Origin of the sequence: Paenibacillus sp. 2TAF8, from assembly GCF_052114825.1 — a bacterium.
GTDB lineage: Bacteria > Bacillota > Bacilli > Paenibacillales > Paenibacillaceae > Paenibacillus.
In genome coordinates this window covers 543,655-568,619 of the sequence record NZ_JBFRFN010000002.1, presented here as the reverse complement: position 1 = coordinate 568,619, position 24,965 = coordinate 543,655, and the positions used below count along the sequence as shown (strand labels likewise).

Here is a 24,965-nt window from a genome sequence, read left to right as displayed (position 1 = left end):
GTTTTTTAGTGAGGAAAAACTTTCAATCGTAGTTAACCATTACGGTTGGCTGGAACCCACCGATCAGACAGACGATCCACGACCCATACCAACAAAGCCGCGGTACTGACACCTGCACCTAACCAGCATACCCCCTTCCAGCCTGACCAGGCATATACTTGTGTAGAAGCTAAGGAACCAATTGCACTGCCGATAGAATAGAAGATCATATATGATGCCGTTAATCGGCTTTGAGCTTCCGGGCGGACTTGATAGATCAGACTTTGATTGGTCACATGTACGGCTTGCACCGCAAGATCAAGCAGAATTACACCGACAACCAGGAACCATAAAGAAGTATGTAACAATCCAATCGGAATCCAGGATAACACTAAAAGCATAAGAGAAACGGCGGTTGTTTTCTGTCCTAAACCACGATCTGCTCGTTTACCTGCTTTGGCGGCAGCGAGTGCTCCAGCAAGACCTGCAAAGCCAAAAGCGCCTATAAGAGTGTGAGATAACGATATTGGAGGCGCGCTGAGTGGTAATACTACGGCAGTCCATAATATGCTGAACGCCATAAAAATGAACATGGCAAGGATTCCTCGAATTCGAAGAACGCGCAACTCTGCATATAATCGAAGGGTGGAGCCAAGCAATTGCAAATAGCTAAGTTTAGATGGTTTGAATGATTGGTGAGGCAGCATGCGCATCAATACAAATAGACTTATTAACGTTAGGCTAGCAGAAAATAAATAAACAGATCTCCAGCCTAACCAGTCATTCATTAAACCGGCGACGGATCGTGCAAGCAAGATGCCAATGACAATACCACTGGTGACCCGGCCTACGATGCTGCCTCGTTCGGACTCAGAAGACAAATGGGCTGCGTATGCAACGAATGTTTGTGTGATCACAGCTAATAACCCAACCATCGCAATAGCTAAGAAAAGAATGGATTCTGAAGCAGACGTGCCTGCAACCATTAGAGCAATTGCCGAAAAGAGCATCTGTATGATGATCAGTTTGCGGCGGTTAACGAGATCTCCAAGCGGAACAAGCATTAACAGACCCAGTGCATAACAAATCTGAGTAACTGTAATTACAGAGCCGATGGTTGCAGTAGACAAATCAAACTCGAGTGCAACGGAATCCAGCAATGGCTGCGCATAGTAGATATTCGCTACGGACAGGCCGCTGCAAACTGCAAACACCCAAGCCAGTGTACTTGTCATACTGTGTTTTGTCGAAGTGCTTATTTTTGAATCTTGAAAAGAACGTTGCATCTGTATCGCTATCCTTTCGAATATAGAATTATTCTGTACCAATCGGTATATTATTATTGGGATTAACAATATATTTATTTCGCATGAATGTCAATGAGAATTGCTTATTCAAAAAAAAGATCTAAGGTTTATTAGAGAATTAAGATATAATCGTTTAGAAAATCCAGCTTTAAAACGGTCTTATTTTGGAGGGATGGAGAGTGGTATGAGATACAGATATTTTGACTTTTCAATCCGTTAGGTTAAAATATAATTGTACTGTTCAATAAAAAAAGGAGCGGTGTTATGGTTCGAAAACGGGAGTTCAATACAGAACATGCGCTTGATGCGGCTATGCATGTATTCTGGGTCAAAGGTTTCGAGGCGACGTCACTCACGGATTTGACAACGGCAATGGGGATTCAACGGCCCAGCTTATATGCGGCTTTTGGAGATAAAAAGGAGTTATTTGAACTTGTACTTCGTAGATATACGACCGCCCATGCCGCACAGATTAGAGCAATGCTTGGTCAAGGAGGGTCCGTTAAAGAAGCTTTTTGCGCTGTTTTCGAGCGTATTGCAACAGAGGGGGGCACAGGTGATGCCAGTCACGGGTGTTTCTGTATTAACACGATGGTTGAACTGGCTCCTCATGATCCTAAATTTGCTGTGTTATCACGAGAGCATCAGATGTATTTAGCGGTTATTTTCAGAGAGGCACTCGAAAAAGGACAACAAAGAGGAGAAATAAGAGGAGATTTAAATGCTGGACTTGTGGCACAATCTCTGCTTGTGTCTATGATAGGTATAACGGTGCTAATGAAGTCAGGACCTGAGCGTTCGTTTATTGAGCAAAGCATCCGGGCATCGCTGGCTGTGTTGCAATAAACGAATTTCGGGAGAACGGAGGGTACCGCTGATGATTGAAGTAACCACAATAACCATCATAGAAGCTCCGATTGAACGGTGTTTTGATATGGCGCGTGACATTGACATACATACAAAGACGGTGTGGAAGCACACGCGAGAACGAGCCGTCGCAGGAGTAATGAGTGGCCCAATCGGATCGGGTGATACGGTTACTTTTGAGGCTACGCATTTTGGGATTAAACAACGGTTGAAGTCACGTATCACAGATTATGAGCGGCCTTTCTTGTTTGTTGATCAGATGGAGAAGGGGGCGTTCAAAAGCATGCGGCATGAGCATCATTTTAGCGTATGTGGAGAACGTGAGACCTGCATGCGAGATACTTTGTACTTTGAAGCTCCTCTCGGATTGCTGGGATGGGCAGCAGAGCGCCTTGTTCTAAAAAAATATATGCAGACTTTTCTGGAAAGCCGTAATGCGAGATTGAAAGCTCTGCTCGAGCAGGAAGAAACATGACATAAACGAAGCGTGTTTGGCCGGAAGATTAAAGAGGAATTTTTTACAACCCAACCTTTGCTTGAAACGTATGTATTTGTAAGTGAGGGGGAGTTACATGCAGCTTATATTTTATCGAATCCAAATGGTAGCATTTTTTTTAATTAGTGTTCTTCTGCTGGCAACAGGAAAGTTTAATATTTTTGAATATGTTCTCACCTGTGCTGTAACGGTTGCATTGATTGCAATAGGTGAGTCTCTATTTAGTGTAAACCATTCCCGATTAGACTTGTTTGTGAAGAAACTTCGAGCGTTTGGCAAGGTGTTGGTCATCGCAGTCTTAACGGTTTTTCTGATTAAGGGTATTGTATTTCTATTCGCCTGAAATATGGAGCGACTCCAGAATGAGATCAAACAAATGAATAATCCAATCATTAATCATGAAGAAAAGGTGCTATAACAGAGACGTAAAGAATCCCTGTTACAGCACCTTTTGCGATGATGAGATATGGAGTAGAGTGATCTTCAATCTATTTAATTGTTCTCGTATTAATGGAACATGGAGTGACTTCGTAATCATGGTGTGTATGGCACCTCTAGTGTGATGAGGAACGAATCATGGCTACGCTGGACCCACGGACAATCAAGCGAGGTTCAAACTGGATATGCTCATAATCCGATGTGTTCATCTCACGAATTCGTTTAAGTAACAGCTCCGTAGCGAGCCGAGCAACTTCCTCTCCCATAATGGATACGGAACTGATCTGAGGCGATGATACGGTTGTCCATTGATTGTTATCAATGCCTACTACGGCAACATCCTCAGGCACTCGTACACCCAACTCTTTAAAGCGGTTTACTAGTCCAATCGCGACCATATCGTTGATCGCATAGACCGCATCCGGCATATGAGTCAAGCCGTAGAAATAGTCTGCGGCACTTGCCCCCGTACTAAGTGAGAAATCCTCGCCGAAGTATACAAGGGAGATATCCACATGACCGACAGCCTGCTCATAAGCACGATAACGATCCTCGATAATGTCTTTAGGGGCTCCGGCATAAGCAATCCGAGTCCGGCCAATTTTGAACAGGTGATCCATGACGAGCTTTCCTTCAAGCTGTGATAAGGAAACAATGTCTGCTTTGATACCAGGTTCGAGTTTTTTTCCGTAATTAATGATCGAGATCGGAAGAGGAGCCTTGTCGATCAGTCCAGATAGTGTTTTGGGATAAGCGAGCGGCATGAAAATAAGGCCGTCGACGTGTAACTTTTTAACATTACGTATCGTTTCGAGTTCTGTTCTGGCGTTGCCTGCTGTGTTAATCTGCACAACATGGTATCCATGTTGTTTGGCTGTCTGTTCAACAGACCAAGAGATTTCGGGAATGATTGCATTGCGGATGTCTGGAACGACGAGTGCAATCTGGTGCGTTTGGCGTATTTTGAGACTCTGTGCCGATGTATTAGGCACAAAACCTAGCTCCTCAATCGCCTGCATAACCTTATCCCGCGTTGCACTGCTGATTCCATCTGAGTTGTTAATAGCCCGCGATACGGTTGCGATTCCTACCCCAGCGCGTTCAGCAACATCCTTAATGGTGATTTTGTGTTCTTTACTCACTTTATAATTGACCTCACTTCATCGGAAACGATTCCGTATTTTCGGTTTATGTATGTTAGGCAAGGTATGTAGATAACTTGATTATACCATTGGAGCGATCCAGTATCCCGTCAACGAACAGAAAAGGATGTAATTTTATGCATCTTTATGTTTATTTTTCTAATTAATCATTAAGAATGAAGGGAATCTTATAAGAAGAGAGTTAATTTTTCTCCAATTCAGCACAAAATATTAAATTAATCGACGAGTTTGCACACGAAATCGACATATTTATGGATAGATATGTTTGACAGTGTATCTCAAATGTGACATATTTAATTTACGGAAACGTTTCCGAAATTATACGAATTAATCATTTGGGAGATGAATGAAATGAAAGCACTGCGTTGGCATGGTGTCAAAGATCTTCGATTGGAACATATTGATGAACCGCAGCCTAAACAAGGGAAAGTGAAAATAAAAGTGGAATGGTGCGGGATCTGTGGCAGCGATCTGCACGAATATACAGCCGGGCCTATCTTTATTCCTGCTCAAGTACCACATCCGTTAACAGGGGAGAAAGCACCTGTCGTTATGGGACATGAATTTTCCGGTCAGGTGGTTGAAGTCGGTGAAGGAGTGACTCGTTTTCAGGCCGGTGATCGTGTGGTTGTAGAGCCGATTTATGCATGCGGTCATTGTGAAGCTTGTAAGCAAGGCAGATACAATCTGTGTGATAAGATGGGATTTTTGGGGCTGGCCGGAGGCGGTGGCGGATTCTCTGAATACGTTACGGCAGATGAGAATATGGTTCATGCTATTCCAGATTCTATTTCCTACGAGCAGGGTGCACTGGTTGAACCTTCTGCAGTAGCACTTCATGCTGTGCGCCAGAGTAAACTTAATGTTGGCGATACTGCAGCGGTATTTGGTGCAGGGCCAATTGGGTTGCTCGTGATTGAAGCGCTCAAGGCATCCGGAGCATCCGATATTTATGTTGTGGAGCTGTCAGCGGAACGTAAAGCAAAAGCAGCAGAGCTGGGTGCAATTGTGATAGACCCTACGGAAGTGCAGGTGGTTGAGGAGATTCACCGGCGCACGCAAGGTGGAGTGAATGTAGCCTACGAAGTAACGGGTGTTCCGCGTGTGCTGCAACAAGCTATTGACTCAACACGTATTGGTGGCGAACTGATGATTGTAAGTATTTTTGAACAAGAAGCTCCGATTCAGCCGAACTCTATAGTAATGAAGGAACGAACAGTGAACGGGATCATCGGTTATCGCGATGTGTTTCCGGCTGTCATCCGCTTGATGGAAAAAGGTTTTTTCCCGGCGGAGAAGCTCGTAACCAAACGAATTGTTCTGGATGATGTTGTAGAACACGGCTTTGAAGCACTGCTTCAAGAAAAAAATCAGGTGAAAATTCTGGTCAAAGCAGAATAACCCTCAATTTCCTATAGTAGACATCATATCTTCGGATGTGAGAGTCTACTTTTTTTTGCTGAAAAGGGCGAAATTTGTTGCAGTGTAAGCACCTTTTACATACTATAAAAAGATACAATTTGTATCTTTTTTGGATTTTTGAAAGTGATCAAGTTGAAGGAGGAAGCGGACATGCAAAGGAAAGCTACATGGACAGCGATCGTGCTGGCTCTTGTCGCCGGTGCAGGCTGGATGCTCATGGGGAACTCCAAGCCTAAGATGAACACACCAGCTACAAGACCGGTGGCAACAGAGCGAGGAAATGTTCAGGTGTCAAATGCTCCGATCCAATCGGTTGACGTGACAAGCAAGCTTGAATTGCTCGGAAGACCCTTTAATAAAGCGCCGTACGCCAATAACATCTGGGACATGCAACTCTACAATGGTAAAATATACCTGGGGCATGGTAACAGCAGTAATACTGGACCTGCGCAAAATGCGGGACCTATACCCGTTGTATATTATGATGCAGCGAATGCCAAGTTTGAGACACAGGCGGTGACGAACAGCAACCCAAGCATTATACCTTCGACGAAAATGTACGTGGATGAAGAGCAAATTGATATCTATAAGGTTTTGAATGGTAAATTGTATATCCCAGGCAATGATTCCGATGGTGAAAGCTGGGATTGGGGTAACTTTTACCGCCTGAATGGAGAGGTGTGGACCAAATATCGCAATTTGCCAAAAGGTGTGCATGTTTACGATCTCGCATATTATAAAGGTAAACTGTTCGCAGCACTTGGTACGGAAACCAAACCAACGGTGTTAATCTCGCATAATGAAGGGGAAAGCTGGCAGCAATTTGCTACAATTAATTCGCTTGGCTTCAGAGCGTATACTCTGTTCGAGATCAATGGGAAATTATATGCCTCTGCGATGATGTATCCTGCCAATAAAATATGGAATGACAAGACAAATATTTTGGAAATTAATGATCGTTTGGAAAAAAGAGATGTTGTCATTTACGGCAGTAAAATGTTACCAGGTTTAACCTATCAGCAAGGCACGATTCCTTATAATAAAATCGGCAAAAATATTAATTTTAACAACAAGCTGGTGTATATTGCTGGCGGTGTGTTTAATGACAGTCAATTACTGCCCAAATCTTTAAATGTGATGACAGATATCAATCAGGCGAGTCGTGTCAATCTGCCTGATTCGAATGCGTTGCCGACAGATTTGCTGGTGCGTAATAATAAGGTGTATGTGTTAACGTATACCCGCAAACAGGCCAATCTTTACTTGAGCAGGGTCTATCAATCAAGTGATTTGACAACCTGGAGTGAAATTTTACGATTTACGCAGGATACCTACGCCAAGTCATTTGAAGAGCATGATGGTGATTTTTATTTTGGCCTGGGTACGGATCCTGATGTCGGGTCTACTTCTTCTGGTAAACTGCTGCGAGCAAAACGAGATGATATTCCCGTAAATTCGAATTAAGAATAAGGAAGATTATGGATTATATATTATGCTGCATCTACATTGTTGGTGACCGGGAAAGGCGCTTATGATGTATATTTACGCAGTACCATCATCGGCACCGGACATCAACGGACAGCGGCTCTTATAAGGCTGTTCTTTTTTTTGTATAAGCTTCATGTGAGAAATTTGTTTGAAAATAAAAATAAGAATCTATAAAATGGATAAAGAGAAATTATTTATGACAGTCCACAGTCGTATGACCACTGCTTGATGTATCGAAAGCATGTCACAACTCAAGGTAAGTGCAAGATGTATACTTCTCATTGCAAAGGAGACTAAATCATGAACGTACCTTCATCTTTATTTAAACCGTTCTCGTCCGACAAGCTTACCTTGCCAAACCGAATTGTTATGGCGCCTATGACACGTGGATTCTCGCCGAACGGAGTGCCGGGGCCTGATGTCGCTGACTATTACCGCCTTAGAGCTGCTGGCGGCGTGGGACTTATTATTACAGAAGGCACAGGCATCAATCATCCGTCCTCAGTAAGTGGTGAAAGGATTCCACTCTTCTATGGTGAGGAAGCGCTGCAAGGATGGGCGAATGTAGTCAAGGCTGTCCACGACGTCGGCGGGAAAATCATGCCACAGCTCTGGCATGTCGGCACCGCCCGGCGTTCAGGAGATTTACCTAATGCAGAAGCTCAACCGGTAAGTCCATCAGGGATCAGTATGGCTGGCGAAGCAGCGTATGAACCCTTAACAGAAGTAGAGATTCAAGAGCTTGTCCAGGCATACGCCCAGGCGGCAGCTGACGCCAAACGTATCGGCTTTGATGGTATTGAGTTGCACGGAGCACATGGCTATTTGATCGACCAATTTTTCTGGGCGCAGACGAATCGCAGATCTGACAAGTATGGTGGAGACCTGGTAAGCCGAACACAGTTCGCGGTCGAAGTGATTGAGGCTTGTCGTGCTGCAGTGGGACCTGATTTTCCGATTATTCTTCGCTTCTCACAATGGAAAATGGGTAGTTACGAGGCAAGGCTGGTCGAATCGCCTGAGGAGTTGAAACAGTTCCTGCAGCCGCTTAGTGCTGCTGGCGTAGACATTTTTCACTGTTCCACACGGCGCTTCTGGCTACCGGAATTTGAAGGTTCGGATCTTAATCTTGCTGGCTGGACCCAACAAATAACAGGAAAACCCGCAATCTCGGTTGGTTCGGTAGGTTTAGAGGCAGAGTTTGTCGAGCGTAGAAGTGAAAAACAAGAAACAGGAGACGCTCATCTTGACTTGCTGAACGAAAAGCTGGAGCGAGGGGAATTTGATCTGATTGCTCTTGGACGTGTACTTTTGAGTGATCCAGAATGGCCACTCAAAGTGCAGGAGGGACGTAATGCCGATATCATTCCTTTTACAAGTGAAGTGTTATCCAAATTATACTAGACAATTTCATCATATGAAAAATTCATAATAGTTATGAATAAGTCTATTAACATCCATAACAATGAAATGAAAAACAAAATCAAGGTCAAAATGAAAGCCGCCGCGAGGCGGTTTTTTATTTTTATTTTGAAAATAAAGAGCATCATTTGAAATAACGATCTTCAAATCATTATTATTGGAATAACGATCTTCACGATGTGTTCCAATCTACTAAAATCAATCTACTGAAATAAACATTTCATCATATGAAAAATTCACAATAGAAACCCATCGAATCCCGCAGTTACCATGCATACCCCCAATTCTTTATCGCCCGCCCTTAGTAAAAAGTATAAATATTCCATATTTTAATGCTAAAAGAAAGAACTTTTTTTACATGTAAGGCCTATTTTGAAAATCCTTCACCATATGGTAAGGTTAGGCCTAAACAAGCCTCAACATTCCCATATTGGACAAGACATAAGGAGGAAGAGCATCCTTGAACAAAAATAGAAAACTGGGCTCGAATCGGCGGAGACCATTAATACAGATGTTGTCTCTGCTTGCGGTGACCATTTTGTTATTAGCGGCATGTGGACAGGCGCCAAAGCCCTCTACCGCAACTGGCAATAGTGGTGAATCAGCCACTAGCCCGGACAATAACAATACACCTTCCAGCAATAATGGGGGTTCACCGCAAGATGAAGTGCAAGAAGAACCACAAGAAGATCCTCAGGATGAAACGCAAGAGGAGATTGATCCGATCAAAGAACAGCTTCAACAGCTAACGCTCGAAGAAAAAGTAGGCCAGATGATTCTGGCTGGTGTGCAGGGAATCACGTTAGATAAAGAAGCAAAACAGATGATTGCGGGCCAAAAGATCGGCGGCATTATATTTTATGCCAACAATGTAACAACGCTTCAGGAAACCGCTGCTTTTGTGAATTCGATCAAACAGGCGAATCAGCAAAACCCGGTTCCCATCCTGATGAGTGTCGATCAAGAGGGTGGCAAGGTCAGTAGGATGCCAGACGCGGTTGAGTCCGTTCCTTCCAGTCGGAAAGTAGGCAAAACGAACGACACTGCGCTTGCGGAGCAGATGGGCGCATTATTGGCGAGACAGATCAAACTTGCTGGTTTTAATGTTGATTTTGCTCCGGTGCTGGATATTAACAGTAATCCGAAAAATCCCGTCATTGGGGATCGATCCTTCGGTAATACGGCTGACCTTGTTACACGTATGGGGATCGCCGAGATGAAGGGACTGCGTAGTGAAGGAGTTATTCCGGTGGTCAAACATTTTCCTGGTCACGGCGATACTTCTGTGGACTCTCACCTGGATTTGCCTGTGGTGAAAAAATCGGAAAAGCAGCTTGCGGAGCTGGAGTGGATTCCGTTTCAGGCTGCTGTAAAAGAACAGGTCGAGGCGGTCATGGTTGCCCATATTTTGTTTCCCAAGCTCGACCCGAATTATCCGGCATCCCTTTCGAAAGTGATTATTGGGGATCATTTAAGAGGAAAGTTCAAGTATAACGGTGTAGTGATCACCGATGATCTGAGCATGGGAGCGATCTCGAAAAACTACCCATTGAACAAGGCTACAATTGCAACTGTTCAGGCTGGAAGTGATATTTTGCTGGTGGCTCATAGTTATGAGAGTGCAAAAACAATTTTTGATACCTTAATAAATGCAGTGAAATCAGGCAAAATCAAGGAATCCCGCATTGATGAAAGTGTGTATCGCATTCTGGCACTAAAGCAGCATTACAAGTTATCGGACGAGCAACAGGCCACAGGAGATGTAAAGCAGTTAAACGCAGACATTCGGAGCTGGCGCAAGCAAGTCGATGCCCGTTGATCTATCCTGTGTTATGATTTGGCTATGAATAGTAGGAAGTATGCCATCATAACAGGTTAGAGGAGAGAGCTTTTTCATGTATACCATTATGATTATCGAAGATGATCCCAAAATTGCGGGACTACTGAAATCACATATCGAGCGTTATGGTGACCGTGCTGTATTGGTTGAAGATTTTGAGCAGGTGACGGAACAATTCAAGCAGATTCAACCTCATGTTGTATTATTGGATATTAACTTGCCGAGCTACGACGGGTTCTATTGGTGCAGACAGATTCGTACAATATCGACATGTCCCATTTTGTTTATTTCTGCAAGGAGCGGCAAGATGGATCAGGTTATGGCTCTGGAGAACGGAGCCGATGATTATATCACCAAACCGTTTGAACACGAGATTGTTATGGCCAAAATACGCAGCCAGCTCCGCAGAGTGTATGGGGACTATGCTGCCCGTGATGAAGAACGCAAAGTGGAGCTGAACGGACTCGTGGTTTACTTGGAAAGGCTGGAGATTGAACTCGGCGATCTTAAAGTGCAGCTCACTAAGAAAGAAACGATTCTACTTGAAACGCTGATGCGTCGTAGTCCAAAGCTGGTTAGTCGTGAAACCATTTTGGAAAAGCTCTGGGATGATTCTTTTGTAGATGACAATACACTAAGCGTGAACATTACACGTGTACGTAAACGTCTTGCCGAGTTAGGCATTACGGATGCACTGGAAACGGTGAGAGGCTCTGGCTACAGGCTAATTCATAACTGGAGAGCGGTATCACCGTTATGAAGCTGTTTATTCGTGAACATCTCGCTCTGACGTGCTGGGTGGTGGCGATGATGCTGACTGTGGTGGCGGTGTTCTGGTACGATGGATACGATCACTGGAAAACGGCTCTATACGCTGTGGGACTAGGTTTGTTCCTGTATGCCAGTTATCTAGTGTATCGTTATATGTCCCATCGTGCTTTTTACACTCGTATGACACGACCTGTGAATTCGCTGGATGAATTGGTAGCACTTCATGAAGCTGCGCCGCTGTCAATCTCCCTGGAGAAGCTGCTGGATTCGCAATATGCGCAGTATCATACACACCTAAGCCGGCTGGAACAAAAGCAACAGGAATATCTTACGTTTATAAACCAGTGGGTACATCAGATGAAGACGCCGTTATCAGTCATTGAGCTGACTGTGGAAGAGCAAGAGGACGATGATGCTCGTTTTCGCAGTATTCGTGAGGAAGCGGATCAGATGCGCCGGGGATTGGAGACGGTTCTTTATGTCGCAAGGCTGGATACCTTCGAGCAGGACTTCAGCGTTGAACCGGTTGAACTCCGAGCGGTAGGAGAAGAAGCAATTCATGAGTTGAAACGATTTTTTATTCGGAACCATGTCTATCCTGAAATGCAAATCGATGATTCACTGGTCGTACAGTCTGATGCGAAGTGGATTCGATTTGTACTGGTACAGCTGTTATCCAATGCGATCAAATATGCAGTAGGCAGCGGACAGAAAGTGCATCTTCGCGCCTATGAAGCGGAGCGCCAGGTTATACTGGAAGTTCAGGATCATGGGATCGGCATACCCAAATCAGACCTGAACCGGGTGTTCAGACCTTTTTTCACCGGGGAAAATGGAAGGCATTTCAAGGAATCCACAGGTATGGGCCTGTACATTGCAAAAGAAGTGCTAACACGCATGAGCCATCAAATTGAGCTTGAATCAGTGTATGGGGAAGGAACCACCGTGCGAATTACTTTTTCGGTTTGAAAGATGAGGTCGTGAAAGAAACCTGAATTACAAAATGAGTTGGATATAAGTTAAAATTAAATATGAGTTATAACGACGCCTTTTGCCGTGCTGCGAGGAAGGCGTCTTTTTCTTGCGGTTTTCTGTACGTAGCTGAACCTTACAATATTGTCATGTTCGTGAAAGGTTAACCCATAGGAGAATGAGTGGAGTTTCGGGTAGACTGATATCAGAAGTTAGCCTGGATGAAAAGTTGAAATACAAATGAAGCGATAAAGGAGTTGTACGTATGGAGATATGCTCCGTCAAACAGATCAGCAAAATTTATAAAGGTGTTGTTTCATACGAGGCCTTGTCAGGCATTGACCTTAGTATTCAAGAAGGAGAATTTGTGGGTATAATGGGGCCGTCCGGTAGTGGGAAAACAACGCTGCTCAACATGATTTCAACGATTGATCATCCCACATCAGGGAAGTTGCAAATCGCAGGTCAGAACCCCTTTGAGCTGGATTCGGATAAGCTGGCTTTATTCCGGCGGAGAGAATTGGGGTTTGTGTTTCAATCGTTCAATCTGCTCAATACGTTGACAGTGAAAGAGAATATCGTACTTCCATTAACGCTGGATGGTGTTTCTGTTCAGGAGATGAATGCACGAGTAGCGGAACTGGCAAGCAAACTTGGCATCGAAGGGATTTTGAACAAACGAACGTATGAAATTTCGGGCGGGCAGGCGCAGCGGACAGCGATCGCCCGAGCCTTGATCCATTCTCCCAAACTGATTCTGGCGGATGAGCCGACAGGTAATCTGGACTCCAAGGCAGCCAAGGATGTGATGGAGATTCTCGAACAGCGCAATCGAGAGGATCAGGCAACGATGCTACTTGTTACCCACGATGCTGTTGCAGCTAGTTACTGTAGCCGAGTGGTCTTCATTAAGGATGGTCAGTTATATAACGAAATTCATTACGGTGATAATCGGGCTGCCTTCTACCAAAAGATTATAAATGTATTATCCCTGATGGGAGGCTCTGGACATGAATTTTCGCCAGTTCGCCATTAATAACGTTGTTCGAAACAAACGGATTTATCTGGCTCATTTTCTAAGCAGTACGTTCTCGGTTATGATCTTTTTTATCTATGCGTTGCTGCTGTTTCACCCGGATTTACAAGATGGTTTGAAAGGTTCATCACAGACGGTTACGGTACTTGCTAACCAGGGTCTGATGATCGCCGAAATCATTATTTTCATATTCTCCTTCCTGTTTCTGCTGTATTCGGTCGGTTCGTTTCTGAAGACTCGGAAGAAGGAGTTTGGTATCTTCCTGATCATCGGCATGACTCGGAAACAGATGAACCGACTTTTATTTATGGAAAATATGTGTATCGGCGTAGCTTCCATCGTGGCGGGGATCGGACTTGGACTGATCTTCGGTAAATTAGTTTTGCTCATTTGCGGTTCCATGCTTGCGGTGGAGAACAGTCTGAGATTTTATTTTCCACTTAAAGGAATTCTCTTAACAGCTGGAGCATTTCTGTTGCTCTTTGTGGTTATTGCTCTATCGTCGTCATTGTTGATCCGTAAGGGAACGCTGATTGATCTCGTGAAATCGGAGGAGAAACCGAAGCCTGAACCTAAAGCATCTCGTATGCTTGCGCTGCTCTCGGTTGTAATGATTGGTGGAGGATATACCGGCGTATTTATCTTTGCGTGGGGGGTGCTTCTGTTCCCGTTGCTTTTTGGCAGTGTGCTCAGTGTCATTGCAGGCACATATCTATTGTTTACGCAGCTTAGCGTGTATGTCATTCGGGCACTGAAAAAGAATGAAGGGTTATTTTTACGTAAAACCAATCTGCTCTTCCTGTCCGAGCTTACCTATCGCATGAAAGATAATGCCGTGATGTTTTTTATGGTCAGTGTTATCTCTGCTTCCGCGTTTACAGGTATTGGCAGCATGCTGACTATAGGTGATCCAAGGCTGTCTTCCATGACGAATCCATATGCTTTTACCTATACGAATTCAGGCTTTACGGATTCAGCGGTTGTTGATCGTCAGATCCGAAAAATTGAAGAGACCCTGGTTAATCGCGAAGTTCCATATGTGAAAGGTAGTTATCAGCCTCTCTACGAGAACAATAACAACTACATCGTAAAACTGAGTTCATATAACCGTCTTGCCAAAGCACTTGGTTATGAAGAACGGGTGTTGGATCGCAATGATTTGGCGTTTAATACAGCACCTAATATTACAGCACGCAATAAACTGTTAGATACGAAAGAGGACAGTTACCCATACTCCGCTGACTTGTATGTTGGTGAACAGCAGCATTTACAAATGCAGATGTTGCCACCGGCAACCGATATCGTATTTCCGATGGAGGGTGAGGCTGGCATCTACATTGTTTCTGATGATCTGTATTCCAAGATTCGAGAAGCATACATTGCAGAGATTAAGATGGATGTTGACTTTTACTCCGATCAGACGACGTTTTTTGTGGTAAAAGACTGGATGTCGACACGCAGTTTTGCTCCGGAATTGCTGGATACGATTGAGAAAGACCGTCCGGAGAAGGGATATGTTCGGTTCACTTCTCTTGTCGTAGACTGGCTGAATAATAAACAAACCAATGGCATTATTCTCATCGTAAGTGGATTGATCGGTATTGTGTTCTTCACCTTCGCGGCGAGCTTCACGTATTTCAGGCTGTATGCAGATCTGGAGCGAGACGAGGCACAGTATCGCATGATTGGGAAAATGGGACTCAGCCGCCCCGAACTTCGCAAAATCGTAACAAGACAGCTCGTGTTGATGTTTTTCCTTCCACTTCTGGTGGCTTTAATTCACAGCTCGGTGGCATTTGCGGCGCTCTATCAGCTGGTTCAGTTTTCTGTTCTGGAACACAGCCTTCAAATCTTCATGGTATTTGTCTCGATGCAGGTTGTATTCTTTGCACTGGTGCGCTGGCGTTATCTGCGTCATATGTATTCGAAGCTGGTGTAAAAACGAGTTCATCTTGTATTAGTTGCTTTAGGTAATTTACACATGGACTTCGATGACAGAATTAGCAGTACACCTTATACATTTCACTCCTTTTTATCAGCCTTGGCCTGTGGGCCAGGGTTTTCTTTTTTTAGTTAAGAAAGATTTAAGATAGAGGGATTAGCAGGAATGAAGAGGCTTGGTATATAGTAATAATAAACAGAGAGAGAATAATAATTCATAGAAGAAGATGGCGATGTGGAGGGAAATCTATTGTTTAAAGGTAATGCATTTGTCCGGTTCAGTATTGCACTGGCCCTAATATTGGTTAATATCTATTTATTATCCCATGTGAGCTTTATCTTTCAGCCACTTGTCACCATGGTTACGGTAATTACCGTACCAATGATGCTGTCCGTATTTTTTTATTACTTGTTGCGGCCGCTCGTGGGTTATTTGGAGAAATTAAAATATTTGAATCGAACGCTAAGTATTCTTCTAATCTACGTTGTGGCTATGATGCTGGGTGTGGCGTTTATTGTGGGGTTGTGGCCTTCTTTGCGAGAGCAACTGGTGAACCTGGTCGAGAATGCGCCTAATCTATTGAACGCACTTAGTCTGCAATTAAAAGATTTGGAGCAGAATGGTGCGATTCAAGCGTTGTTCCCGAATGACTCCACGCCATTATCGCAGGTTACAGAGTATGTGAATAAGGGATTTACGTTTGTAACCAACTATGTGAGTGGCTTCATTTCGTTGATTTCCAGCTTTGCGATTATCCTGTTTACATTCCCGATCATTCTTTTTTACATGCTGAAGCAGGACAAGCTATTTGGACGCAAATTGGTGAATATTGCTCCTAAACGATTCCAGAAAGACAGCCGTGAAGTGGTGCTTGAGATTGATCAGGCTTTGAGTGGGTTTATCGTAGGTAGAGTGCTTGTCAACCTGGCTCTTGGTGTGCTCATGTATATTGGCTTTCTGTTCATCGGCCTTCCGTACGCACTGCTGTTGACGGTAGTCGCAGTCATCCTGAACTTTATACCATTTATCGGAGCGATTGTTTCTTCCATTCCCATCGTCATTATGGGGCTGGTTGTATCACCGTCGGTTGCCATCTGGTCACTTGTGATCATTCTCGTATCGCAACAGATCCAGGATAATCTTGTTGCGCCATACGTATTCGGCAAAAAACTGGATATCCACCCGCTGACGACGATTATTTTGGTTCTTGGTGCTGGAGATCTCGGTGGAATCATTGGCATTCTTGTTATTATTCCCGTTTATATGATTGTGAAAATATTGCTGGTTCGAATCTATCAGATGTTTTTCAAAGAGAAATGGCAGAATGCCTAGAGCGTGTCTGAAAACTCTGAAGAAAACAGATTTTACCGAATTTTTATTCCAAGCAAGGCTACCCATAGGGTAGAAATGTAACTGCTCGTAAACCATGGTAGAATAGAAGGGATAACATCCATACTTAGAACAACAAAAAAGATCATAAGGAGAGGAACTTATGTCTGAAATGATTGAAAACAATGTGCCGGAAGCAGAATATATTGCACCTCCAGCGGTTCAATTAGGAACCATCCATATTTCCAATGATGTCGTATCCAAAATTGTAGGCATGGCTGCACAAACCACACCAGGTGTGTCGTCCATGTCAGTCGGACTGACGGAAGGCCTTGCCAAAAGCATTAGCGGCAAAAGTCTGCAAAAGGGCATTGACGTTCATATTCAAAATGATGAAGCATCGATTCAACTGCGTATTAATGTGCAGTATGGCCGTAAGATGCACGAGGTCTGCCAAGAACTGCAACACAACGTACAGCAAGCGGTGGAGCAGATGGCAGGCGTAATCGTGAAGGAAGTTAAAGTGCAAGTTATTGGCGTTGCCATGCCTGAAAACGTGCAAGGATAATTTAATGCAGGTAGCGACATTCATGTAGAGAGTTTCAGGGTAAGCAGTCATTTATATTTCTTAAGCAGCACCTTGGTGTAGATTGTTACATCGAAGGTGCTGCTTTTTGTCTGCGATAATGAGTGGGGGCGTCGCCCATTACCTTTTTGAACATTTTGGAGAACAGAAGCTGATCATTATATCCGACAGAACGTGCAATATCACCGATGCTCAGGTTAAGGTTAAGCGTCAGCTCGGCTGCTCTGCGCATACGATAATGGACAAGGTAAGATTGGATGCTGCTTCCGATCTGATCTTTGAAGAGTGAGCACAGATAACTTCGCTGTAAACCGATATGGGAGGCAATGGACTGTACCGTGATGGCGTTGGCGTAGTTCATCTCAATAAAATCCATCACCTGTGTCACATAAGTTTCCTTGCCAAAATCAGCGGTAGGCTGCAAATTCTCGTCGTGGGCATGATCAATGAGAATCGCAAAAAACTGATACAGCCATCCTGTCATGCTAATCTCCCAGCCTTTGTGTGTTGTACGAGAATGAATGATTCGGTGCAGGCAGGAGCGCATCTCATCGTCTTCATTACCGAGATCGAAGATAGGGTGTTGCTCTGATAAACAGGCTTGTTGTAAAAAGGAAGAGCTCTGCGAGCCTTGGAACGCCACCCAGCTATACTCCCAAGGATCATCCAGGTCAGCCTTATAATGCACTACGGAGTGAGGCACGATGAGGAAGCCCTGACCTTTGTTCAGATGATACGTCTTTCCCGAAACTTCAAACGTGCCCTTCCCGTTCAGTACATAGTGAATTTTATAGTAGTCTCTCATCGCTGGGCCAAAATGGTGTCCGGGTGTACAGGCTTCCGTACCATAATGAAGGAGCTGAAGCTCCTGGAAATGACTGTTTTTGAACATATACGTAATCACAGTATTCACTCCTATGTGTCGTAGTTCGTTCTTGCATTTTAACGTATTTAACGAAGGTTTTGTCATTTGAAATAAAACAACTCTGAATAGATACCGATCATTTTTCTATATCAATGTAGCGATAAGCCATATCGTTCTTATTGAATAATGACTAAGATAAGTAGGTAGCAACGAACTTGACCAACCTTACAGAAAAGAGTGAATAACGATGCCTTATATTGCAAATGAACAACGATATGACGCCATGAACTATGTGCGCTCTGGTAAATCGGGCATTAAACTACCGCAGATTGCACTTGGATTATGGCAGAATTTTGGCAGCAATCGCATGCTGGATGTCCAGGAAGAAATGATTTTGCGTGCGTTTGACCTCGGGATTAACCATTTTGATCTTGCGAATAACTATGGCCCGCCTCCGGGATCAGCTGAAGAAAATTTTGGCTTGATCTATCATAAACATTTGCGTCCCTACAGAGATGAGCTGCTGATCTCGTCAAAGGCAGGATATCACATGTGGAGCGGCCCTTACGGTGAATGGGGTTCCCGTAAAAATCTGATTGCCAGTCTTGACCAGAGCCTGCGCCGTATGGGACTGGATTATGTGGACATTTTCTATCATCATCGCCCAGATCCGGAAACGCCACTGGAAGAAACGATGACAGCGCTTGATCACATCGTAAGGCAAGGAAAGGCGCTTTATGTGGGCTTGTCCAACTATAATGCACAGCAGACACAAGAAGCGGTAACGATTCTGCGCCGTCTCGGAACACCTTGCCTCGTTCATCAGCCGAATTACTCGATGTTAAACCGTTGGATCGAAGATGGCCTGCAAGATGTGCTGGATGAGCAAGGTGTAGGTTCCATCGCCTTTTGCCCGCTCGGTCGCGGTCAGTTGACGAACAAATACGTGGACAAGATCAAGGAAGAACGAGCGAATCCAACCGGAACACTGAAAAAAGAGTCATACACGGACGAACGCATTGCCAAATTCGAAGGGCTGCAGGCAGTAGCAGAGCGGAGAGGACAGACAATCTCTCAGCTCGCACTTAACTGGGTACTACGTGGTAACCGTGTTACGTCTGCATTAATTGGAGCCAGTCGCGTATCCCAGATTGAAGAGAATGTTGCTGCGCTAAATGCACCAGAACTCACAGCTGCAGAGCTGAGTGAGATGGAGTCCATTTTGGATGGTATCGGAAATTATCCTTGGTAAGGTAAGTGCTTTGAATGCGGAATGTGTTACCATGAGTACCTTTTCTCTAAATAGAGGAGAGGTGCTTTTTGTGTTGCACGAAAGGGGAAAACTGGCATAGCGCATGGTATAAGGTTTATACTGGAATGATTCGTTATTAGGTTTTTAGATGAGCAAGAAAAGGGGGATGTATCATGGAGTTTTATCGATTTGATCAAGAGAGCGGCAAGCAGATTACGAAATTTGATTCAAACTTTGTGATGTCCCGAATCATTCAAACGAAAGGGAACGCGCATATAGGCTGTATGCATATACCCGCTAATGGTGTGGTTGGATACCACCAGGCGGTTTCACCGCAGTTGATGTTAATCATGTCGGGAGAAGGCCGAGTCAGAAGTGGTAACAACGATTATGTTGAAGTGAAAGCGGGAGAGGCTGTTTTCTGGGAAACTGGGGAATGGCATGAAACTAAAACGTCTACGGGTTTGACGGTGATCGTAATTGAGAATGATGAATTGACACCTTCAGCATACATGACTTCCAGAGATAGTTGACCTTAAATTATCAGGTAATGAATAAGGAAGTCACGCTTGTGTAATAAAAAGGTTGCTGTTCATAGTACCTGGTCATAGGATTTGATGTATAATATAAAGAAGCTATATATTTGAATGATGAAGGAGAGGCTCCATTTGAATTTTGAACAGTGGATTTCGCCTGAAACCTATAACCTGACATCCGAGATGGAGAATCACCCGCCTGACCGGATTGCACTTAGATGGCTCAGCGATCAGCAAGAAGTAGAAGAGATTACGTATGGTGAATTATTGAAACAGGCCAACCGTCTGGCAGGAGGTTTACGTGAGCTTGGACTCGTGAAAGGAGATCGGGTGCTGGTCATGGTACCACGCCGGATTATTGCTTATGTCATATACATTGCATGTCTGAAACTCGGTATTGCCGTCATTCCGTCATCCGAGATGCTACGTGCGAAAGATCTGGAATATCGTCTGCGGCATTCAACGGCTCGAGCAGTAATTGTATGGTCTGAGACAACATCGGAAGTGGAAAAAATGAATTCCGACCTGCCTGCACTTGCCCATCGTATCGTTGCATCACCTAATGGTGATCATGCTGTTCCTGGAGAAGGCTGGGTTAACGTACACCAGCTGATGCAGAATCAGCCGGACGAGATGACTGCTGTCCAGACGCACCGTGATGATATGGCGATTCTGGCATATACCTCTGGTACAACGGGGAACCCGAAAGGGGTTATGCATAGTCACGGCTGGGGATACGCTCATTTGCGGATCGCATCAACGTTATGGCTGGATATTCAACCATCAGATACTGTATGGGCAACAGCCGCACCTGGATGGCAAAAATGGATCTGGAGTCCGTTCCTGTCGGTACTCGGAAGAGGAGCAACAGGTTTGGTATACAACGGCTCATTCAAGCCGAGACGTTATCTGGAATTGATGCAGGAGCATCAGATTAACGTGCTCTGCTGTACGCCAACCGAATACCGCCTGATGGCGAAAACGGATGATCTGGGACATTATGACTTATCCCATCTGCGCAGTGCTGTATCAGCGGGCGAACCGCTCAATCAGGAAGTGATTGAAATCTTCCAGCGCCATTTCGATCTTACCATTCGGGATGGATACGGACAGACGGAAAGTACACTGTTAATCGGCAGTCTGAAGGATGCACCCGTGCGGATCGGTTCCATGGGTCAGTCGATTACCCCGGGATTAATCGAAATTATCGGGGAAGATGGACAACCTCTGCCGGCGGGCGAGGTGGGAGATATTGCTGTGCATAAGGACATGCCAGCGTTGTTCCGTGCTTATTATCAGGACGAAGGTCGCAAGGAAGCGAACCAGCGCGGAGAGTATTTTGTTACAGGTGACCGGGCAAGCAAAGATGAAGAAGGTTACTTCTGGTTTGAAGGCCGCAGTGATGATATCATCATCAGCTCGGGTTACACGATTGGGCCGTTTGAGGTAGAGGAAGCGCTCATGAAACATGCTAGCGTGAAAGAATGCGCTGTCGTTGCAAGTCCGGATGAAATTCGCGGCAATATCGTCAAAGCATTTGTTGTGCTGAGAGATGAAGCACTGGCTTCCACAGAACTCGCGCATGAGCTGCAAAGACATGTGAAGGAATGGACAGCGCCTTATAAATATCCGCGTAAAATTGAATTTGTGACAGATCTGCCGAAGACTAACTCCGGTAAAATCCGCCGCATTGAACTCCGTGAACAGGAAAAAAGCAACACTTAGTTTGCGGACTATGCATGAAGCCATATAGAAGCTAAAGATGAAAAAACATCTTCAAAGATGAAGTTATAGAATACAGCAATTCGAATCTTAACCAAGCAGGAGTGAATTTAACATGAGTTCGTTTGAGCAGTCTTTTGCAACATCATTGGAACAATATGCTGAATTGGTGGTCAAGGTTGGTGTCAACATTCAGAAAGGACAGGATCTGCTGGTTACAGCACCGATTGAAACATTGGAATTCACCCGTCTGATCGCCCAAAAAGCATACGCAGCCGGAGCCAATTATGTACAGGTCGATTTCGAGGACGATAAAATTACACGTAGCCGTTTTGAGCAAGGTTCAGATGACAGTTTTGACTATTATCCGAAGTGGAAAGGCGACATGATGGAACGGTTCGCCGAAGCCGGAGGAGCAACGCTGACGATTAAAGTACCTGACCCAGACCTGTATAATGGAATTGAAGCAACCAAAGTATCCCGTGCAACCAAAGCGGCAGCAGAGGCGCGTAAAGGATACTCCAAATACACTCGTAATCATGAAATCAGCTGGTGTCTGATCAAAGCGCCAACCAAAGCATGGGCCAATAAAGTATTTGCCGACATTCCAGAGGAAGATCGTATCAACGTGATGTGGGATACCATCTTCAAGATGAATCGTGTGGACGGCGGAGATGCCGTACAGAACTGGAAAGAGCATATCGAGACGTTGAACAAGATGAGCGATTTGCTGAACAAGAAAAATTACAAGAGTCTGCATTATCGCGCACCAGGTACGGATTTGAAGATCGAACTGGTGGGCAACCATATTTGGGGCGGCGGTGGCAGTGAAAACAAACAAGGCGTCTACACTGTAGCGAACATGCCAACAGAAGAGGTATTCACGATGCCGAAGCGCAGCGGGGTTAACGGTTATGTTAGCAGCACGATGCCACTGAATCTGAACGGTCAACTCGTGGATCAGATGCGAATTACATTTAAAGATGGTCAGGTTGTTGCCTATACAGCAGCTTCTGGCGAAGAGCACTTGAAGAATCTTTTTGCAACCGACGAAGGGGCTCGTTATCTGGGAGAAGTTGCACTGGTACCACATGATTCTCCCATTTCGAATCTGAATCGTATTTTTTATAATACGGGCATTGATGAGAATGCTTCCTGCCATCTGGCTGTTGGAAGTGCATATCCGTTCAATATGAAGGAAGGCACAACGATGTCGAATGAAGAACTGCTGAAACATGAATGTAATGTAAGTCTCACGCATGTGGATTTCATGATTGGTTCTGCAGAGCTGGACATCGATGGGGAGTTGCAGGATGGCACAATAGAGCCTGTATTCCGTAAAGGAAACTGGGCATTCCAGGTCTGAATCAAATTTAAATTAATATCAGTTTTAATTAGAGAAAAGTGACTTCGATGGAAGTCACTTTTTTGTTTGAAAAAAGATGTAGTAATATAAAAACTTGGCTTGGCATAAGAAATGAGTGATTTAAATTGCTTTAATGCCTTGTTACAGGAATACATAGCTCGCATAAATGTTGAGCCAGCAGTTGAGGACGATATCTTTCGATAACAGGTTTGGTATCCATACGATCGTCCTGCAGTTGTAATTGCGGGATAATTTCATTCCAAGCTCTCTGAATGCCCTCGGCCGTATGTGGAATCGTGATTATGAGATAGTCTCCACCTGGGAAGCTTCCTGAGCTAATGTTGAGATGAGGTTCTTTTTCAAGGTTAAAATCATCCCTAATTACAATGCAGGCATCGTATCTACAATGCTCCGGGAGTGTTGATACAGGATCATCTTGAGGAATACCATACAGAACGGCGTCTTCTTTCAATAGTTCTTTCTGTGCGGCCCATTGTTTCAGACTTTCCATTGCCTGGATGTTTGAAGGGCCATAAGGTCCAGTTTGACGTACATAAGCAATACGGACGGGTGCAAGTTGTTCGAGACACATGTTTTTCTTTTCCATGATCATCATCTCCAGTTTTGAATATAGTGCTTACTTGAAGTATGCTAACATGTTATAAAAAAAAATACATAATATTTTTCGGTAAATTTGATATAACATTGATTCAGTAGCGGACTCAGCACAGAAATGAACGTCTGGTAGCATTGAAAACCTCTCATTGAACTCTTAGAATAGGAACGAAATGACATTTAGATAGTGAATATGTGTAAACTAATTAGGGAGGAGATTCATAGATGAGTGTGGATGGAATGGATATTACAAATGCTTTTACGGATGAACATTTCAGGCAATACATATTAGCAAATTATTGTGAACAACGAGATTATATTCGTGTACAAGATGTGAGTGAAGTGGAGATCCTGGAGCTTCCAAAAGTCGGCATGAAAAACCTGCAAGGAATTGAGTACTTTACCGAGCTTAAGCTGCTCGATTGCTCATATAATGCGTTGATCAGCCTAAGTGTTGAACAGAATCAGAAGTTGAAGACGTTAATATGCAGAGAAAATCAGCTTCTCGACCTGCAACTTCACTTCAATACGGAGCTGGAAACACTGGATTGCAGCTTCAATCGTTTGCGTCAACTGGAGTTGTCACATAATCACAAGCTTGCATCCATTGAATGCCACTGGAACATGCTCTTAGAGTTGAAAGTAGATCATCTAAAACAATTGCAGAAGCTCGCCTGCAGTTACAATTCACTTTTCTCACTGGATGTGGCAAGCAATGACCAGCTCATGTATTTAGATTGTGCGAGCAATGATCTCATCGATCTTGATATCACAGGATGTCCCATTTTGACTGAGCTTCGTTGTCATCATAACCATCTCAAAAATTTGAACCTCCGTTCCAATCGACGGCTTGAAAGTGTGCGGTGTTTCCATAATCATATCCGGGAATTGAGTCTTTCTCATAATACTGAACTGGTGGAGCTGTATTGTTCTGAAAATAAACTGACATCGCTTGATGTAAGCCATAATTCTAAGCTGGAGCGCATCCAATACGGCGACAATCTGATCGTTGAACCGGATCATGAAGTTCCGGGTATGGGTACATTTCAATATGATAATGAAACGACTGTGTATTATTTGAATATGCAAGAAGAAGGAAGAGAGCTGCGAGTGACCGCACAAATTTCAACAAAGGCAGGTATGGATACGTTATCGGCTTTCTTCATAGCAGCCTGGGAACAATGGGATGTTTTACGAGAAAGGGCGCTTAATATCATTGGCGAAGCTCATCCCGATGAGGATATAAGTACTTTAGTGCTGGCTGATGCAGAATTTCAAGCGGATGGCAGCTTAAAACTGGGATTTGATGTCGGGGAGACGCCGGCTGGACAGCTCTATATCTATATCGAGTTTGACAGCAGTCTTCAGATAACGAATGAGTTGATTTACGAAACGTATTGAAGTGATATAACCGACATAAAGTTGTACAACACAAAAAAAGCCACGATGTCGTGGCTCTTTTTGTATATCTTCATTATCCTAGAGAAGATAGATACATAAAAGTGAATGATAAGGATGACAAGTAAAGATAACCGCTTCGATTATCACTAT

At 44.1% G+C, this 24,965-nt stretch carries 22 protein-coding genes; 18 read left to right on the top strand and 4 right to left on the bottom strand.

Annotated elements, in window-relative coordinates; translation table 11 throughout:
* Positions 1-32: 32 nt before the first annotated feature.
* On the bottom strand, positions 33-1,265 hold the full coding sequence (locus AB4Z30_RS04500; RefSeq protein WP_441923681.1) for an MFS transporter: 1,233 nt from the start codon (positions 1,263-1,265) through the stop codon (positions 33-35).
* A gap of 285 nt (positions 1,266-1,550) precedes the next feature.
* Here AB4Z30_RS04500 and AB4Z30_RS04495 point away from each other — a divergent pair, with 285 nt between their 5' ends.
* From AB4Z30_RS04495 to AB4Z30_RS04485, 3 genes are all read left to right on the top strand, one after another.
* Positions 1,551-2,132: a TetR/AcrR family transcriptional regulator gene (locus AB4Z30_RS04495; RefSeq protein WP_441923679.1), complete on the top strand. Its 582-nt coding sequence runs from the start codon at positions 1,551-1,553 to the stop codon at positions 2,130-2,132.
* 31 nt (positions 2,133-2,163) lie between these two features.
* Positions 2,164-2,628, top strand: coding sequence for an SRPBCC family protein (locus AB4Z30_RS04490; RefSeq protein WP_441923677.1), 465 nt, complete (start codon positions 2,164-2,166; stop codon positions 2,626-2,628).
* Positions 2,629-2,725: 97 nt separating this feature from the next.
* Positions 2,726-2,992: a hypothetical protein gene (locus tag AB4Z30_RS04485; RefSeq protein WP_441923675.1), complete on the top strand. Its 267-nt coding sequence runs from the start codon at positions 2,726-2,728 to the stop codon at positions 2,990-2,992.
* 211 nt (positions 2,993-3,203) lie between these two features.
* Here the strand turns inward: AB4Z30_RS04485 and AB4Z30_RS04480 are convergent, their stop codons facing one another.
* Positions 3,204-4,229 carry a LacI family DNA-binding transcriptional regulator gene (locus AB4Z30_RS04480; protein ID WP_441923673.1) on the bottom strand — a complete coding sequence of 342 codons (1,026 nt, stop codon included), beginning with the start codon at positions 4,227-4,229 and terminating at the stop codon, positions 3,204-3,206.
* Positions 4,230-4,601: 372 nt separating this feature from the next.
* Here AB4Z30_RS04480 and AB4Z30_RS04475 point away from each other — a divergent pair, with 372 nt between their 5' ends.
* From AB4Z30_RS04475 to AB4Z30_RS04430, 10 genes are all read left to right on the top strand, one after another.
* A complete protein-coding gene (locus AB4Z30_RS04475) occupies positions 4,602-5,651 on the top strand; it encodes a 2,3-butanediol dehydrogenase (protein ID WP_441923671.1) in 1,050 nt (349 codons plus the stop codon).
* A gap of 171 nt (positions 5,652-5,822) precedes the next feature.
* Positions 5,823-7,136 carry a hypothetical protein gene (locus tag AB4Z30_RS04470; RefSeq protein WP_441923669.1) on the top strand — a complete coding sequence of 438 codons (1,314 nt, stop codon included), beginning with the start codon at positions 5,823-5,825 and terminating at the stop codon, positions 7,134-7,136.
* A gap of 324 nt (positions 7,137-7,460) precedes the next feature.
* A complete protein-coding gene (locus AB4Z30_RS04465; protein WP_441923667.1) occupies positions 7,461-8,564 on the top strand; it encodes an NADH:flavin oxidoreductase in 1,104 nt (367 codons plus the stop codon).
* A gap of 478 nt (positions 8,565-9,042) precedes the next feature.
* The gene (gene nagZ, locus AB4Z30_RS04460) at positions 9,043-10,401 is read left to right on the top strand and encodes a beta-N-acetylhexosaminidase (RefSeq protein WP_441923665.1); all 1,359 of its coding nucleotides are present in this window, start codon (positions 9,043-9,045) and stop codon (positions 10,399-10,401) included.
* Positions 10,402-10,477: 76 nt separating this feature from the next.
* Positions 10,478-11,182: a response regulator gene (locus AB4Z30_RS04455; protein WP_441923663.1), complete on the top strand. Its 705-nt coding sequence runs from the start codon at positions 10,478-10,480 to the stop codon at positions 11,180-11,182.
* A complete protein-coding gene (locus AB4Z30_RS04450; RefSeq protein WP_441923661.1) occupies positions 11,179-12,162 on the top strand; it encodes a sensor histidine kinase in 984 nt (327 codons plus the stop codon). Before AB4Z30_RS04455 ends, AB4Z30_RS04450 begins: the two co-directional genes overlap by 4 nt.
* 268 nt (positions 12,163-12,430) lie before the next feature.
* Positions 12,431-13,201, top strand: a complete 771-nt coding sequence (locus AB4Z30_RS04445) for an ABC transporter ATP-binding protein (RefSeq protein WP_441923659.1) — start codon at positions 12,431-12,433, stop codon at positions 13,199-13,201.
* Positions 13,176-15,140, top strand: coding sequence for an FtsX-like permease family protein (locus tag AB4Z30_RS04440; RefSeq protein ID WP_441923657.1), 1,965 nt, complete (start codon positions 13,176-13,178; stop codon positions 15,138-15,140). Before AB4Z30_RS04445 ends, AB4Z30_RS04440 begins: the two co-directional genes overlap by 26 nt.
* Positions 15,141-15,392: 252 nt before the next feature.
* Positions 15,393-16,475 (top strand): AI-2E family transporter, encoded by a 1,083-nt coding sequence (locus AB4Z30_RS04435; RefSeq protein WP_441923655.1) that lies wholly within the window; start codon positions 15,393-15,395, stop codon positions 16,473-16,475.
* Positions 16,476-16,635: 160 nt separating this feature from the next.
* Positions 16,636-17,040: an Asp23/Gls24 family envelope stress response protein gene (locus tag AB4Z30_RS04430; protein ID WP_441923653.1), complete on the top strand. Its 405-nt coding sequence runs from the start codon at positions 16,636-16,638 to the stop codon at positions 17,038-17,040.
* Positions 17,041-17,125: 85 nt separating this feature from the next.
* On the opposite strand, the gene AB4Z30_RS04425 is transcribed toward AB4Z30_RS04430, so the two are convergent.
* Positions 17,126-17,962 (bottom strand): AraC family transcriptional regulator, encoded by an 837-nt coding sequence (locus tag AB4Z30_RS04425; RefSeq protein WP_441923651.1) that lies wholly within the window; start codon positions 17,960-17,962, stop codon positions 17,126-17,128.
* 208 nt (positions 17,963-18,170) lie between these two features.
* Here AB4Z30_RS04425 and AB4Z30_RS04420 point away from each other — a divergent pair, with 208 nt between their 5' ends.
* From AB4Z30_RS04420 to AB4Z30_RS04405, 4 genes are all read left to right on the top strand, one after another.
* On the top strand, positions 18,171-19,175 hold the full coding sequence (locus AB4Z30_RS04420; protein WP_441923649.1) for an aldo/keto reductase: 1,005 nt from the start codon (positions 18,171-18,173) through the stop codon (positions 19,173-19,175).
* Positions 19,176-19,348: 173 nt separating this feature from the next.
* On the top strand, positions 19,349-19,708 hold the full coding sequence (locus AB4Z30_RS04415; RefSeq protein ID WP_441923647.1) for a cupin domain-containing protein: 360 nt from the start codon (positions 19,349-19,351) through the stop codon (positions 19,706-19,708).
* Between the two features lie 186 nt (positions 19,709-19,894).
* Positions 19,895-21,436 carry an acyl-CoA synthetase gene (locus tag AB4Z30_RS04410; protein ID WP_441924207.1) on the top strand — a complete coding sequence of 514 codons (1,542 nt, stop codon included), beginning with the start codon at positions 19,895-19,897 and terminating at the stop codon, positions 21,434-21,436.
* Positions 21,437-21,548: 112 nt separating this feature from the next.
* Positions 21,549-22,799, top strand: a complete 1,251-nt coding sequence (locus AB4Z30_RS04405; protein ID WP_441923645.1) for an aminopeptidase — start codon at positions 21,549-21,551, stop codon at positions 22,797-22,799.
* 130 nt (positions 22,800-22,929) lie between these two features.
* Here AB4Z30_RS04405 and AB4Z30_RS04400 read toward each other — a convergent pair whose 3' ends face one another.
* Positions 22,930-23,406: an AraC family transcriptional regulator gene (locus tag AB4Z30_RS04400; RefSeq protein ID WP_441923643.1), complete on the bottom strand. Its 477-nt coding sequence runs from the start codon at positions 23,404-23,406 to the stop codon at positions 22,930-22,932.
* Between the two features lie 233 nt (positions 23,407-23,639).
* Between AB4Z30_RS04400 and AB4Z30_RS04395 the strand changes: the two genes are divergently transcribed.
* Positions 23,640-24,815 carry a leucine-rich repeat domain-containing protein gene (locus AB4Z30_RS04395; RefSeq protein WP_441923641.1) on the top strand — a complete coding sequence of 392 codons (1,176 nt, stop codon included), beginning with the start codon at positions 23,640-23,642 and terminating at the stop codon, positions 24,813-24,815.
* Positions 24,816-24,965 lie beyond the last annotated feature (150 nt).

What these genes read in the sequence shown, in the direction of transcription:
- AB4Z30_RS04440 (WP_441923657.1), top strand. Translation starts at nt 13,176, where the DNA reads ATGAATTTTCGCCAGTTCGCCATTAATAACGTTGTTCGAAACAAACGG.
- AB4Z30_RS04465 (WP_441923667.1), top strand. Translation starts at nt 7,461, where the DNA reads ATGAACGTACCTTCATCTTTATTTAAACCGTTCTCGTCCGACAAGCTT.
- AB4Z30_RS04495 (WP_441923679.1), top strand. Translation starts at nt 1,551, where the DNA reads ATGGTTCGAAAACGGGAGTTCAATACAGAACATGCGCTTGATGCGGCT.
- AB4Z30_RS04400 (WP_441923643.1), bottom strand. Translation starts at nt 23,406, where the DNA reads ATGGAAAAGAAAAACATGTGTCTCGAACAACTTGCACCCGTCCGTATT.
- AB4Z30_RS04445 (WP_441923659.1), top strand. Translation starts at nt 12,431, where the DNA reads ATGGAGATATGCTCCGTCAAACAGATCAGCAAAATTTATAAAGGTGTT.
- AB4Z30_RS04500 (WP_441923681.1), bottom strand. Translation starts at nt 1,265, where the DNA reads ATGCAACGTTCTTTTCAAGATTCAAAAATAAGCACTTCGACAAAACAC.
- AB4Z30_RS04395 (WP_441923641.1), top strand. Translation starts at nt 23,640, where the DNA reads ATGAGTGTGGATGGAATGGATATTACAAATGCTTTTACGGATGAACAT.
- AB4Z30_RS04470 (WP_441923669.1), top strand. Translation starts at nt 5,823, where the DNA reads ATGCAAAGGAAAGCTACATGGACAGCGATCGTGCTGGCTCTTGTCGCC.
- AB4Z30_RS04490 (WP_441923677.1), top strand. Translation starts at nt 2,164, where the DNA reads ATGATTGAAGTAACCACAATAACCATCATAGAAGCTCCGATTGAACGG.
- AB4Z30_RS04410 (WP_441924207.1), top strand. Translation starts at nt 19,895, where the DNA reads ATGGAGAATCACCCGCCTGACCGGATTGCACTTAGATGGCTCAGCGAT.
- AB4Z30_RS04450 (WP_441923661.1), top strand. Translation starts at nt 11,179, where the DNA reads ATGAAGCTGTTTATTCGTGAACATCTCGCTCTGACGTGCTGGGTGGTG.
- AB4Z30_RS04415 (WP_441923647.1), top strand. Translation starts at nt 19,349, where the DNA reads ATGGAGTTTTATCGATTTGATCAAGAGAGCGGCAAGCAGATTACGAAA.
- AB4Z30_RS04405 (WP_441923645.1), top strand. Translation starts at nt 21,549, where the DNA reads ATGAGTTCGTTTGAGCAGTCTTTTGCAACATCATTGGAACAATATGCT.
- AB4Z30_RS04420 (WP_441923649.1), top strand. Translation starts at nt 18,171, where the DNA reads ATGCCTTATATTGCAAATGAACAACGATATGACGCCATGAACTATGTG.
- AB4Z30_RS04430 (WP_441923653.1), top strand. Translation starts at nt 16,636, where the DNA reads ATGTCTGAAATGATTGAAAACAATGTGCCGGAAGCAGAATATATTGCA.
- AB4Z30_RS04455 (WP_441923663.1), top strand. Translation starts at nt 10,478, where the DNA reads ATGTATACCATTATGATTATCGAAGATGATCCCAAAATTGCGGGACTA.
- AB4Z30_RS04475 (WP_441923671.1), top strand. Translation starts at nt 4,602, where the DNA reads ATGAAAGCACTGCGTTGGCATGGTGTCAAAGATCTTCGATTGGAACAT.
- AB4Z30_RS04485 (WP_441923675.1), top strand. Translation starts at nt 2,726, where the DNA reads ATGCAGCTTATATTTTATCGAATCCAAATGGTAGCATTTTTTTTAATT.